This is a genomic window from Streptomyces sp. NPDC002787 (genome assembly GCF_053592095.1).
The window spans coordinates 407,208-420,639 of sequence record NZ_JBSFVC010000003.1; the positions used below are offsets into that span (position 1 = coordinate 407,208).

The window sequence follows — 13,432 nt, forward strand, 5'->3', positions numbered from 1 at the left end:
TCTGATCGATGATGCTACCCACCGGTAATAAGAAGCAACCCCGATCGGGTCATCTGTGACTCGTTACGCTTTGCCGCATGTACGGCTACGACCAGAGCGCTGGCACCCAGCAGCAGTACGCCCCGCCGCCGCAGCAGCAGATGCCGGGGCAGCAGATGCCCGGCGGCCCGATGGGCGGCGGGTACGGGCAGCAGCCACCGCTGTACCCGGAGCCGTCCCCACCCTCCCTCGCGGACGCGGTGCGCGCCTTCACCACCGGGCAGATGGCCGCGGAGGACTTCCAGCAGGTCTTCGCCACGTCCAAGGTGTACTGCCCGCGCGGTGACAATCCCGGGTTCCTGGCGCTGCACAACACCCAGCAGCCGGTGATCCCGATGTTCACCTCGCTCAAGGAGCTGCGTCGGTACGCCGGCAAGGAGTCCAAGTACTTCGTGATCACCGGCGCGGAGGTGATCGATCTGCTGCCGACCGGCTATGGCTTCGTCCTCGACATGGAGGGGGAGCACCGGATGGTGTTCGACGCGAAGGCCGTGGAGCAGATGGTGGAGTTCGCGATGCGGCGGATGTACGGGTAGCTCCGCTGGTTCTGCCGGTTCCGGGGCGGTGGGGGTGGGCTGTGGTTCGCCTCGGGGTGCGGGTCGTGTGGGGTTGCTCGCGCGGTTCCTCGCGCCCCTTGCTCGGCTGCCGTCGCCCTTCGTGGGTGCTGAACCGTTTCTTCCGGTGGATGGGGTCCCCTACTGTGCCCCGGTGACCGAGATCGACACCTCGCCGCTGGCCCTGCGTGGCCGGCGGCGTTCTGTTGTCCTGCCTTGAGGGGCTTTGCCCGGCCCGGGGCCGGGTGGGGAATGAGATGCGGTCTGTGCGCTGTTAAGGCTGGCAGAAAGTTCAACAATCAACTAAACTGAGCGCACAAGGAGGTACCGACATGCCCGCAGTGACCGTCGAGAACCCGCTGACCCTGCCCCGTGTCGCCGCACCGGCCGACGCGGTGGCCCGTCCGGTGCTCGCCGTGACGACCGCGCCCAGTGGCTTCGAGGGCGAGGGCTTCCCGGTCCGCCGTGCGTTCGCCGGGATCAACTACCGCCACCTCGACCCGTTCATCATGATGGACCAGATGGGCGAGGTGGACTACGCGCCGGGAGAGCCGAAGGGCACCCCCTGGCACCCCCACCGCGGCTTCGAGACCGTCACCTACATCATCGACGGGATCTTCGACCACCAGGACAGCCACGGCGGTGGCGGCACCATCACCAACGGTGACACCCAGTGGATGACGGCCGGCTCGGGCCTCCTGCACATCGAGGCGCCGCCGGAGTCCCTCGTCATGTCCGGCGGCCTCTTCCACGGCATCCAGCTGTGGGTGAACCTCCCGGCCCGGGACAAGATGATGGCCCCGAAGTACCAGGACATCCGCGGCGGCCAGGTTCAGCTCCTCACCACCCCCGACGGCGGCGCGCTCCTCCGTGTCATCGCCGGTGAGCTGGACGGCCACCAGGGCCCGGGCATCACCCACACCCCGATCACCCTGCTCCACGCGACCGTGGCGCCGGGCGCGGAGATCACCCTGCCGTGGCGCGAGGACTTCAACGCCCTCGCGTACGTGCTCGCCGGGCGTGGCAGCGTCGGTGCGGACCGGCGTCCGATCCAACGCGGCCAGACGGCCGTCTTCGGCGCGGGTTCCTCGATCACCTTCCGCGCGGACGAGAAGCAGGACTCCCATGCGCCGGACCTGGAGATCGTGCTCCTCGGCGGCCAGCCGATCCGTGAGCCGATGGCGCACTACGGCCCGTTCGTCATGAACACCCGCGAGGAGCTGCAGCAGGCGTTCGAGGACTTCCAGAAGGGCCGGCTGGGGACGATCCCGGCGGTTCACGGGATGACCTCCGACGGAATGTAGGCATTCGCGGTTCCGTCCGGCGGTGAAAAAGTTCGAGTGATTTCAGGAAAGCGCCGTCCCGCTGTGGACGGGGCTTTTCTGTGGGCTTTTCCGTGCACGACAGGGCGTCGCCAAAAGCGGTGAATGCGGCGCAGCTTCTCCAATCGGGCTGTGGGGAGTTCTCCGGGTTCACTGGCTCTCGGGTGATCATGCCCACCTGTTTGGCCACTGGATAGGTCTGGTTTCCGCCACGTAGGTTCAGGAACGTCCACTCGATCCGCCGACCTCCGGTACGGGTGGCTCTCACGGGGGCGGGACAGGTGCTCATATCCCGCGCTGGCCTGCGGCCAGGGCGTGATTCGGCGTGCCCGCCTGCCCCTTTCCCTCTGCCGCATGACCGGGGAACGGGGAACGGGGACCGGGGACCGGGGACCGGGGAACGGGGAAAGAGGGGCAGGAATGGGGAACGGGGGACGGGGAATGAGGCAAGAAGACATGTGCAGGGTGGTCCATGGCAGGGGACTTCGCTGCCGGCCCGGCAACTATCCGATAGCTTGAGCGCGAATTCGGCGCTGCGTGAGGAAACCGGATCGCATGCGGCGCGCGACGCTGCCGCCCCTGCACGTATCGCATCGCTGCTTCCGAGGTTTCACCTGACCGTCGTGGTCCCTGCGGTGTGGACCATCGCTCTCGGCCTGTGGGGGCTGTCCCGGCAGCACAGCGTGTGGCGGGACGAGGCCGCGACCTGGCAGGTGGCGCGGCGGTCGACCGCCGAGATCTGGCACATGCTGGGGCAGGTCGATGTCGTACATGGCTTCTACTACCTCCTGATGCACGGCCTGTTCGCCTGCTTCGGACCCGGCACGACGACTCTGCGGCTGCCTTCGGTGCTGGCCATGGCGGTGGCGGCCGCCTGTGTGGCGGTCATCGGCCGTCGGCTGGCCGGGGTCTGGGCGGGTCTGGGGGGCGGGCTGGCGTTCGGACTGCTGCCGGCCGTGCAGTTTTATCTCCAGGAGGGCCGCCCGTACGCGCTGATAGCGGCGGGCGCCGGAATCTCGACCCTGCTGCTGGTGACCGCGCTCCAGCGGACGGAGGCGCGGGCGGGGGCGGGTACGCGGGAGCGCGAGCGGGGTGGCCGAGGGGCGCACTGGGCGGCGTACGGGGGCGTGATCCTCGTGTGCGCCTTGCTGAACTGGCTGTCGTTGCTGATCGTGCCCGCGCATGCGGCGACCCTGGCGTGGACGCGGGCACCGGGAGCGATGTGGAGACGCTGGGCGGCGGCCTCGGCGGTCGCCGTGACGGGTGTCCTGCCGCTGATCCTCTTCAGTCGGCGGCAGTCCGGCCAGGTGTCCTGGATACCGCCGCTGACCTGGCACATGCTGATCGGCCCGGCGGTCCTGCTGGCGATCGGCGGTCTCGGCGCCCTGCTGAACCGGCCGCGGGTGGGGCGGTTGTCGGTGGCGGCCGTCGGGCTGCCGCTGCTGGCGGTGCCACAGATCGGCCTCATCGGCCTCTCCCTGATCCAGCCCCTGCTTCTGGACCGGTATGTCCTGTTCAGCATGCTGGGTGTGGCGTTGCTGATCGGGGCGGCCCTGAGCGCGGCGGTACAGGCCGCCCGGCCCCGGTTCCCGAGAGCGTCGTCGTGGCTCGTGCCGGTGCTGGTCGCTGCCGCGATGGTGGCGCTGTTGCCGCATTCGCTGGCCAAGCGGTCGCCCGAGAGCCGGGTCGACGACGTCCTGGCGGCAGCCGTGCACGTACGACGCCTGAAGCAGCCCGGCGACGCGGTGGTCTTCATGCCGTCGGCCCGGCGCGACACCGCGCTGGTCTCCCCCGACCACTTCGCGGGGACACGGGACATCGCGCTCGCCCTCAGCCCCGGGACGTCCGGGACGCTGAAGGGGGTGGAGGCCGATCCGGCCCGGATACGGGCCGCGATGCTGGCGCAGCGACGGATCCTGTTGGTCACCGACGCGCCCGGCGTGGCCCGGCCGCCGGCGGTGGGGCGGGACAGGGTGAAGGCCGCCGTGCTGAAGGTGTACTTCACCGTGGTGGCGGACGTGCGCATCCGGGGGCGGCGGGTGATCGTGTACGAGCATCGCTGACCGTCTCTGACCGTCGCTGCCGTAGATGCTCGATATGTCCTACCCCAACCCCACCGGTCCCTCCGGTGGTGCCGGTTCGTACAGTTCGAACCAGATGCTCTTGCCGTCGCCGCGCGGGTCCACGCCCCAGGCGTCCGCGAGCATGTCCATGAGGACGAGGCCGCGGCCGGAGGAGGCGAGCTCGCCGGGGTGGCGCTTGTGGGGGAGGTCGTCGCTGGTGTCGGTGACCTCGACGCGCATCCGGCGTTTGCCGCCGTCGCCGGTCACCTCGGCGACGAGGAGCGCGTCGGCGTCCGTGTGGACGAGGACGTTGGTGAGCATCTCGGAGACGAGGAGGACGGCGGAGTCGACCTGGTCGTCGCAGTTCCAGTCGTGCAGCAGTTCGCGTACCTGTTGACGGACGCCGGCGATGCGCTCCGGCTCGGCCTGGGCGACGGTCAACGCGGTGCGGCGTACGGGCGGACGTACGACGGTGCCGTCCTCCCAGCCGGATCCCTCGCTCTCCCGGCACAGCAGCAACATCGCTATGTCGTCCTCCCGCCGGTCCGCGAGCGGGCCGGGGGTGTGGTGGGAGGAGGGGCCGTGCACCCCTTGGACGAGCGCGTCGGCCAACGCCTCCAGACGCTCCGCCGCGAGCCCTGTCGGTTCCGGGCGCTTCGCCTCCCGCGACGCGACGGCAGCCGACTCGGGGTTCTCCGGCGTGTCGGCCCTCGCCGCCGAGCGACTTGTTTCACCGCGGACCGACTCAGAGCCACCTGCCTCATCGCCGGCCGCCGCATCGCCCTCGGGCCTCAGCCCGTCGATGCCCGGCCCACCGGAGCCGGAGTCCGGCCCACCGGAGCCGGAGCCCGGCCCACCGGCCCTGAGCCCGCTGCCGGCCGGCCGGCCGGTATCCAGCCCGTCGCCCTCCAGCCGGTCGCCATCCAACCCCCCGACACTCAACTCCCCGGCCCTCAGCTCATCGGCCCTCAGCCCATCGGTCCTCAGCCGCCCGCCATTCAGCCGCTGCGTCCCCAGCCTCCCGGCCGTACCCTCGTCCTCGGCCTCCCTCTCGTACGGTCTCGCGTCGAAGGACTCCAGGATGGAGCGGATGCGGCGCCAGCCCGTGTCGAGGTCGTGGCCCCCCGTCTCGATGAGTCCGTCGGTGCACAGGAGCATCGTCTCGCCGGGTTCGAGGACGAGGCGGGTGGTGGGGTAGTCGGCGTCGGGATCGATGCCGAGGGGGAGGCCGCCCGGGGTGGGGCGGACGAGAACGGTGCCGTCGGCCATGCGGATCACCGGGTCGGGGTGCCCGGCGCGGGCGATGTCGAGGACGCCGGAGACCGGGTCGACCTCGACGTACAGGCAGGTCGCGAAGCGCAGGTCGGTGAAGTCGGAGGCGGAGTCGTTGGTGACGCCGTGCAGGAAGCGGGAGGCGCGGGAGAGGACGGCGTCCGGGGGGTGCCCCTCGGAGGCGTAGGCGCGCAGAGCTATGCGGAGCTGGCCCATGAGGCCGGCGGCCCGTACGTCATGGCCCTGGACGTCGCCGATGACCAGGGCGAAGCGGCCGCTCGGCAGCGCGATCATGTCGTACCAGTCGCCGCCGACCTGGAGTCCGCCCCCGGTGGGGACGTATCGCGCGGCGACGCTCATGCCGGGTATCTCGGGGCCCAGCGTGGGCAGCATCGTGCGCTGGAGGCCATCGGTCAGTTCGCGTTCCGTCTCGGCGGCGCCGGCGCGGGAGAGCGCCTGGGCGAGCATGCGGGCGACGGTGGTCAGGACCGAGCGCTCGTCCGGGGTGAAGGTGACGGGGTTGGTGAAGCCCGCCATCCACGCGCCCATCGTGCGGCCGGCGACGATCAGTGGCAGGAAGGCCCACGACTGGCGGCGGAACTGTTCGGCGAGCGGCCAGGCCGTGGGGTAGCGCGCCTTGTAGTCCTCGGGGGAGGAGAGGTAGACGGCGCGGCCGGTGCGGACCACCTCGGCGGCCGGGTAGTCCGTCTCCAGCGGCATATGGGTGAAGGGGCCCTCGTCGCCCTGGCCGTGTCCGTGGTGCCCTATGACGGTGAGGCGGTCGGCCTCCACGCCGAAGACCGCGAGTCCGTCCGGGGAGAAGCCGGGCATCGCCAGGCCCGCCGCGACCCGCAGCACCTCCGCCGTGGACCGCGCCTCGGCCAGCGCGCGGCCCGCGTCCAGCAGGAACGCCTCGCGTGAGCGCCGCCAGTCGCCGGTGACGGACGGGGCCCGGGCGGCGGTCGCCGGTGTCGGGTCGGTGACCTCCTGGATGGTGCCGATCAGCTCGAAGGACTTGCGCACCGGGTCGAAGGTGGGCTTGGAGCGGCTGCGGACCGTGCGGATCACCCGGCCCCGTTCGTCCATGATTCTGACCCGGACCTCGGCGAGGGTGTCCTCGACGACGGCGAGCTGCACGACCGACACGATCTCGTTCCAGTCGACGGGGTGCAGACGTGCCCGCGCCCCGGCCTGGCTGAGTGTCGTCGGCTCCGCCGGAAGCCCCAGGAGCCGGGCGGCTTCGGCGTCCAACGTGACGGTTCCGGCAGCGCTGTCCCAGGTCCACAGTCCCGTCGCGAGGGCGGACAGGACGTCCCCCACAGTGGGCGGGGGCTCACCAGTGCGCATTGACCCACTCTAAGAACAGCTGATCGGACCGTGCCACCGAAGCTGACCGGGCACCGAGCGGTACCGGAGCCATGGCGAAGCCATGGCGAGTGACCACGACCGGCGGCGACGGAGGTGACGGCAATCGACGCTAGCGACAGTAACCGCTTGCGGTCCTGCCCATGGCTATGACCGTGCGTATCCGGTCAGTGGGACGGCGGTGTGCGTGAGGTGTCCTGCCGCTGCGGCGGCGGATGAGCCGTGGGGGCCGGGCCGTGAGGGCCGGGCCGTGAGGGCCGGGCCGTGGGGGGCGGTCGTCTCGCGGTGGGTCGGGTCGCGGGGGTCTGGTTGTCTCGCGGTGGGTCGGGCCGTGGGGGTCGGGTCGCCTCGCGGTGCGTCGGGCCGTCTCGCGGTAAATGGTGGGGAGGTGATCTCGGGGTGGCCGGTACCCTGGGGGTTGTTTCACGTGAAACACCGGCCGTGACCACCGACGGTGACGCGGGCCGGCAGCGGTGAGACACCCGCCCAGATCCCCGATCAGCGAAGACTGGATGAACGACGATGCATCGGTACAGGTCCCACACCTGCGGCGAGCTCCGCGCCTCTGACGTCGGCACCGACGTCCGGCTGAGCGGCTGGCTGCACAATCGGCGCGACCTGGGCGGCATCCTCTTCATCGATCTCCGCGACCACTACGGCATCACGCAGCTGGTGGCCCGTCCGGGCACCCCGGCGTACGAGGCGCTGGACAAGATCTCCAAGGAGTCGACCGTCCGCATCGACGGCCAGGTCGTCTCCCGCGGCGCCGAGAACGTGAACCCGGACCTCCCGACCGGTGAGATCGAGGTCGAGGTCGGCGAGGTCGAGCTGCTCGGTGCGGCTGCCCCGCTCCCCTTCACCATCAACGCCGAGGACGGCGTCAACGAGGAGCGGCGCCTGGAGTACCGCTTCCTCGACCTGCGCCGCGAGCGCATGCACCGCAACATCATGCTGCGTACGGCCGTGATCAGCGCCATTCGTCACAAGATGACGGCCCTCGGGTTCAACGAGATGGCGACCCCGATCCTGTCCGCCACCTCTCCCGAGGGCGCCCGCGACTTCGTCGTGCCCTCGCGCCTCAACCCGGGCAAGTTCTACGCCCTCCCCCAGGCCCCGCAGCAGTTCAAGCAGCTACTGATGATCTCGGGCTTCGACCGGTACTTCCAGATCGCGCCCTGCTTCCGTGACGAGGACGCGCGCGCGGACCGTTCGCCGGGCGAGTTCTACCAGCTCGACGTGGAGATGTCCTTCGTCGAGCAGGAGGACGTGTTCCAGCCCATCGAGAAGCTCATGACCGAGCTGTTCGAGGAGTTCGGCGGCGGGCGCCATGTCACCTCCCCGTTCCCCCGCATCCCGTTCCGCGAGGCGATGCTCAAGTACGGCTCCGACAAGCCGGACCTGCGCGCCCAGCTGGAGCTGGTGGACATCACCGATGTCTTCGAGGGCTCGGAGTTCAAGGCGTTCGCCGGCAAGCACGTGCGCGCGCTGGCCGTGCCGGACGTCTCGGCCCAGCCGCGCAAGTTCTTCGACCAGCTCGGTGAGTACGCGATCGAGCAGGGCGCGAAGGGCCTGGCCTGGGTGCGCGTCGCCGAGGACGGCTCGCTGTCCGGCCCCATCGCCAAGTTCCTCACCGAGGAGAACGTCGCCGAGCTGACCAAGCGCCTGTCGCTGTCCGCCGGTCACGCGGTGTTCTTCGGCGCGGGCGAGTTCGAGGAAGTCTCGAAGATCATGGGCGCGGTGCGGGTGGAAGCCGCCAAGCGCGCCGGGCACTTCGAGGAGGGCGTCTTCCGGTTCTGCTGGATCGTCGACTTCCCGATGTACGAGAAGGACGAGGAGACCGGCAAGATCGACTTCTCGCACAACCCCTTCTCCATGCCGCAGGGCGGTCTGGAGGCTCTGGAGAGCCAGGACCCGCTGGACATCCTCGGCTGGCAGTACGACATCGTCTGCAACGGCGTGGAGCTGTCCTCCGGCGCGATCCGGAACCACGAGCCCGACATCATGCTCAAGGCCTTCGAGATCGCGGGCTACGACCGTGACACCGTCGAGGAGCAGTTCGCGGGCATGTTGCGCGCGTTCCGCTTCGGCGCCCCGCCGCACGGTGGCATCGCGCCCGGCGTCGACCGCATCGTCATGCTCCTCGCCGACGAGCCCAACATCCGCGAGACCATCGCCTTCCCGCTCAACGGCAACGCCCAGGACCTGATGATGGGCGCGCCGACGGAGCTGGAGGAGGCGCGGCTGCGCGAGCTGCACCTGTCGGTGCGGAAGCCGCAGCCGAAGTAAGGCAAGCCCTTATACACGCCTTCTGCGAGAGGGACCTGGAATCGTCCGTCGATTTCAGGTCCCTCTCGCATGTGCGGGGAGACGAGGACCTTCTCTAAGGGGCAGCGGAAACAGGTGATGTGACGCGTCGCAAGGTCGTCGTGGCCGGTGCGGGTGCTGTCGCGGCGGTCGGACTCCGGATACGAGGACATGGGCAACGGCGACGGCGGCCCGGCCCCCACCGGTCCGCCCCCGGGCGGTGACCCCTCCGGTCCGCGTCCGGGCGGCGGTCACCAGGAGCCGACGGACGACACCCGTTATCTGCGCGGCACCTGGCGGACGGACAGCCAGGGCTTCGTCACCGTGCATGTCGACGGTGAGTGGACGGACGCCGGTTACGAGGGCGGGCTGCTCAAGCTGAGGTACAAGAAGAACGACATCGTCAAGGGTGTCGTCGGCTCCCTCACGGTCGGCGTCGACCCGGAGGCCACCAACACGGGCACGGACGATGCGGTCCAGCCGGGCGCCTCGGACGCGGCGTCGGAGTCCGCCTCGACGAGCTGACGTCCCGGTCGCGGTACGGCCTGGTGCAGGCCCGGAACCCCACCCCCTGGGTTTCGGGCCTTTGCCATGTCCTCGTCGCCGAGCTCGGGTGGGTGCCCGCTTGGGAAGTCATCAGGGGACGCACAGGTTTCTCGACAGGCGGTCACAGCGGGAGGGGGTGGGATGGGACGTACAGGGTGAGGAACCCGTACGGGACGGAACGTCGAAATACAGGAGGAGGCCATGAAACTGGCCGTGCTGGTGGCAGTGTTGCTGATCGTCGGGGCGGTGGTCGCGACCGTCGCGCGGCGGCGGTCCGTGGACGAGCCCGGGCCGACGTCCGACCTGGACGCGGAGGCCGACGCCAACCGCTGGGTCGTGCGGCTCGGCGGCAGCCTGGCCGGCATCGACGTCCGGGCCCAGGCGGGGGCGGGCGGCAGCGCGGCCGAGTCCCTGACCGACGCCACCGAACGCCTCCGCACCGCCCGCGCCCAGCTGACCAGGGCCCGCACGCCCGACGAGTACGCCCGGGTCACCCGGACGGCGATCGAGGGACTGCACCACGTACGGGCGGCCCGCACGGCGCTGGGCATGGAGCCGGGGCCGGGGTCGGCGCCGGTGGCGTTTCCCACGGCGACCAGCAGGCCGCACGACGGGAGTGCGGTGCGGCTTCGGAACTGCTGACGCTCGGCCCGCGTTCTACTGATCATGAACACGTCGACCGCCGCCTTCTCCCTCCCCGCCGCCACGACTCTCGGCGAGGAGATCCTCCTCCTCTCCCTCGACGACAGCACGGGTGAGGCCCGGCTCCCCCTGCGCACGCCCCACGCGATCGCGGCGGCGGCCCTGTTGGAGCGGTGCCTGGCCGGCGGCTCGGCCGAGGTGGTTCTGCCGGAGGACGCGGAGAACTGGATCCAGAAGCACAGGACCCGGGAGTACGAGGCCGCCCTTCAAGGGGCGCTGGCCAAGGGCCTGATCCGTGAGGAGAAGCGCCGGGTCCTCCTCGTCTTCCGCACCACCCGCTATCCGGAGGCCGACGGCACGGCGGAGGCGGCCCTGCGGGGGCGCCTGGCGAAGGTGGTCCTCGAGGGCGCCGAGCCGGACCCCCGTACGGCCGCCCTGATCACCCTCCTCCACCACGGCGACCTCCACACCCTCGCCTTCCCGGACGCCGATTCCGCCGACTCCCCGGCCAAGTCGCGCATGACCGAGATCGCCGAACGCCACTGGGCCGACCCGGACCTGCGCCGTATGGCGGAGACCGCGGCCGCCACCGCGGCGGCCCTCACGGCGGCGACGATGGCGACGACGGTGGTGGTGATCGTGGCGGCGACGTGACGGGCGGACGTCAGCCTTCGCCGGCCGGGCGACGCGGGTCGCCGCGCGGCTGTCCGTGGCGCGCTCGACGAACGTCAGGCCCCGGGGCGTGGGGGACGATCTATCGCTTCAGGGCGCGGTAACGCTTCAGCAGTGCCGACAGCTTCTCGGGGTCCTTGCCGCTGTTCAGCTCGGTCAGGAGGTCGTCCGGGCAGAGTTCGTACACGTCGCCCCACCAGCCTCGGCGGCGGTTGTCGTATATGCGGTAGCCGCCGGGGACGCCCCGGGCGACGTAGCGTCGTCTGCTCACGCGGGGTCCTCCTCCGCCGGGGGTGCCAGGGCCTCCTCTTCCAGGAGGCGTTCGGCGATGTCGTCGGCCCAGGTCTGGGCCCACTGGCGAAGTTCAAGGATGGCTTCGGCATCCAGGCCGTGGCGAACGAATTCCCGGTCGTCGAGCCACTCGGTGCCCTCCAGACGGGACTGGAGGTCCGTCAGGTCGAACGTGGTGGACGTGGCGGAGGTGTGACGGCGGGCCAGTTCCTCCAGTTCGGCGACGGACCAGTGGGCGGTGGCCGCGTGGACGGCGATCAGGTCGCGGGCCGCGCCCCGGTCCGCCACCGCGCGGACCTTCGTGCCGACCACGTCTTCGAGGGAGAGGGCGAGGCCGAGCGGGGTCTCCACCGGCGGGTGCCACAGGGTTTCCTTCAGGAGGTCCAGGGCGCGTTCCTCCGCCGTCGTGGGGTCGGTGACGAGGAGACGGGCGGAGAGCGGGGTCGTCTCGACCTCGCGCACCAGCCAGCCGCGTTCCGCCAGGCCCTCTCGGACCGTGGCGGCGATCTGTGCCATCGGGGCCGCGTGTTCCGTCGCCAGCTCCAGGTCCCGCGCGGGCGGTCTCGCCTCGGTCAGTCCGTGCACCTGCGCCGCGTGGTCGCCGGTGAGGGCGAGGGCGTAGGGGCCGCCGATGGTCAGGACGTCGGTGAGGAGGTGGCGGAGCTGGTCGGGGAGGTCGTTCGCGGGTGGGTGTGGGAGGTCGTTCGCGGGGCGGTCGGGGACGTCGTTCACGTGCGGGCCTGGGGCTTGTCGGGGGGTGGGGCCATGGGGGGATTATCACGGCCCCTGGGGTTCTCCTCGGTCAATGCGGCCCGGCGTGCGGCTCCCGGTCGGTCATCAGAACGGCCGTCGGCCCATCCAGTTGCCCGGTGGGTCGAAGCGGGCCACGACGTAGGTCCAGCCGTTCGCGCACCGGGCCTTCGCCGCGCCGACGCGGGTCGAGCCGCGCCAGACCAGCTGGGTGTAGTGGAGGCACTCCCTGCCGTTCACGCAGGAGTTGGCGGAGCGGTCGTAGGCGGACTTCTCGTCGATCCACAGGCGGGCCGCGTCCGCCAGGGAGTAGTCGCGGCTCGACCCCTTGGCCAGGTTCTCGCCGTACCGGCTGTTCGAGTGGATGAGCTCGCAGTCGGCGACCCGCACCCTCGCCCACGAGCGTGCGTGTGCGGCGAGGGACTTGTCCCAGACCAGTGGGGGGACGCCGACGTCGGCTCGTGCCTTGTTGACGATCGTGAGGAAGTCGTCGATTCCCGGTTTTCGCGCCGCCCCCATCGGTGCCCCTGCCGCCGGTGCCCCTGCCGTCGTCGCCGTGACCGCCTCCACGACCGACGGCCGCGGGCCGGCCGCCTGTGCCGCGCTCGGCGTGAGCGTCAACGCCGCCGCCGCTGCCGCCGCGGCCATCGTTCGCGCCCTGCTCCGTACCCCCACCTGGTGTCTCCTCCTGCTCCAACTTCCTTACTGGCGTTGCCACTTGTAAGGGAGAGCGGGAGCCGCCCGCGGGTGGCGGGATCACCTGCCATCCCATCGGGGGAATCGGAGCGGGTCCAGGTTTCGGTCCGACGCGAGCCGCCCGCGCACTCGGGGGTGCGCGGGCGGCTCGGTCCGTGAGGGGCGGCTCGCTCGGTGAAGGGGCGGGGTGGCGGTTACGGCGTGACCGTCAGCGGTGTGTGTCCCACGGCCGCCGAGCCGTCGCCGAACTCGACGGCACCGACGTACCGTTCGCCGCGGACCGCGTCCGGCCACGACACCGTGACCTTCGGACGGTCGCCCTTCCGGACGGTCTGCTCGGCCGGCGTGACCGCGGGAGTCACCGCCGGGGTGCCCTGGCCGACCTTCCAGCTCCGCAGGGTGTACTGCTGGCTGGTCATGCCGGCCGGCAGTTCGTACTGGAGGACATGGACGTCGTAGTCGTCCGGTGGCAGGTCGACGTGTTCGTCGGAGCCGAAGTCGGGCCATGCGCCGACGTGGTCGCCTTCGGTGTCGAAGGCGTACAGGTCGAGGTCGCTGCCGGGGACGTGGTCCGCGGAGGTGAGGGCGAACCGGGTGAAGGGGGCGCTTTCGGGGACGTGGACGCGGTGCCGCACCACGGCGTCGTTGGTGTGCTGACTGCCCCAGAAGGAGGACTGGTCGGTGCCGGTGAGGGTGCCGGTGGTCTTCTCGCCGGTGTAGAGCGACGCCTCGCGGTGAGCTCGCCGTCCCAGCCGACCCGCGGCGTGAGCGTCGCCGCGTCACCACCGGTGACCGTGACCTCGTCCGGGGCCGAGAACAGTTCCGCGTGCAGGGCGATCGGGCTGGTGACCTCGTGGCGGTCGAAGTGGAGCCGATTCACCCGCTGTTGTCCCGCCGAACTTCTCAAGTTCAGTTA

The 13,432-nt window shown here is 70.8% G+C and carries 11 protein-coding genes and 1 pseudogene; 7 read left to right on the forward strand and 5 right to left on the reverse strand.

Features of this window, described 5'->3' with window-relative positions; all coding sequences use genetic code 11:
* Positions 1-77 precede the first annotated feature (77 nt).
* The 3 genes from ACWD26_RS05915 (at position 78) to ACWD26_RS05925 (ending at position 3,978) form a co-directional block, all read left to right on the forward strand.
* The gene (locus tag ACWD26_RS05915) at positions 78-575 is read left to right on the forward strand and encodes an SseB family protein (RefSeq protein ID WP_189780811.1); all 498 of its coding nucleotides are present in this window, start codon (positions 78-80) and stop codon (positions 573-575) included.
* 350 nt (positions 576-925) lie between these two features.
* Entirely contained in the window at positions 926-1,897 is a 972-nt protein-coding gene (locus ACWD26_RS05920) for a pirin family protein (protein ID WP_451266578.1), read from the forward strand.
* A 632-nt stretch (positions 1,898-2,529) separates the two neighbouring features.
* On the forward strand, positions 2,530-3,978 hold the full coding sequence (locus tag ACWD26_RS05925; protein WP_451266674.1) for a glycosyltransferase family 39 protein: 1,449 nt from the start codon (positions 2,530-2,532) through the stop codon (positions 3,976-3,978).
* 39 nt (positions 3,979-4,017) lie between these two features.
* Here the strand turns inward: ACWD26_RS05925 and ACWD26_RS05930 are convergent, their stop codons facing one another.
* Complete coding sequence (locus tag ACWD26_RS05930) at positions 4,018-6,597, reverse strand: SpoIIE family protein phosphatase (protein ID WP_451266580.1); 2,580 nt, start codon at positions 6,595-6,597, stop codon at positions 4,018-4,020.
* Positions 6,598-7,137: 540 nt separating this feature from the next.
* Here ACWD26_RS05930 and aspS point away from each other — a divergent pair.
* The 4 genes and pseudogenes from aspS (at position 7,138) to ACWD26_RS05950 (ending at position 10,761) form a co-directional block, all read left to right on the forward strand.
* A complete protein-coding gene (aspS, locus tag ACWD26_RS05935) occupies positions 7,138-8,901 on the forward strand; it encodes an aspartate--tRNA ligase (RefSeq protein ID WP_451266582.1) in 1,764 nt (587 codons plus the stop codon).
* Positions 8,902-9,075: 174 nt separating this feature from the next.
* Positions 9,076-9,444: pseudogene (locus ACWD26_RS05940) on the forward strand (dioxygenase); the annotation flags it as partial.
* Between the two features lie 222 nt (positions 9,445-9,666).
* Complete coding sequence (locus ACWD26_RS05945) at positions 9,667-10,107, forward strand: hypothetical protein (RefSeq protein ID WP_451266584.1); 441 nt, start codon at positions 9,667-9,669, stop codon at positions 10,105-10,107.
* Positions 10,108-10,131: 24 nt separating this feature from the next.
* A complete protein-coding gene (locus tag ACWD26_RS05950) occupies positions 10,132-10,761 on the forward strand; it encodes a GOLPH3/VPS74 family protein (protein WP_451266586.1) in 630 nt (209 codons plus the stop codon).
* A 100-nt stretch (positions 10,762-10,861) separates the two neighbouring features.
* Here ACWD26_RS05950 and ACWD26_RS05955 read toward each other — a convergent pair whose 3' ends face one another.
* From ACWD26_RS05955 to ACWD26_RS05970, 4 genes are all read right to left on the reverse strand, one after another.
* The gene (locus ACWD26_RS05955; RefSeq protein WP_451266588.1) at positions 10,862-11,050 is read right to left on the reverse strand and encodes a hypothetical protein; all 189 of its coding nucleotides are present in this window, start codon (positions 11,048-11,050) and stop codon (positions 10,862-10,864) included.
* A complete protein-coding gene (locus ACWD26_RS05960; RefSeq protein ID WP_451266590.1) occupies positions 11,047-11,802 on the reverse strand; it encodes a hypothetical protein in 756 nt (251 codons plus the stop codon). Before ACWD26_RS05960 ends, ACWD26_RS05955 begins: the two co-directional genes overlap by 4 nt.
* 105 nt (positions 11,803-11,907) lie before the next feature.
* The gene (locus tag ACWD26_RS05965; RefSeq protein ID WP_451266592.1) at positions 11,908-12,468 is read right to left on the reverse strand and encodes a pathogenesis-related family 1 protein; all 561 of its coding nucleotides are present in this window, start codon (positions 12,466-12,468) and stop codon (positions 11,908-11,910) included.
* Positions 12,469-12,710: 242 nt separating this feature from the next.
* Positions 12,711-13,154, reverse strand: a complete 444-nt coding sequence (locus tag ACWD26_RS05970) for a hypothetical protein (RefSeq protein ID WP_451266594.1) — start codon at positions 13,152-13,154, stop codon at positions 12,711-12,713.
* Positions 13,155-13,432: the final 278 nt, after the last annotated feature.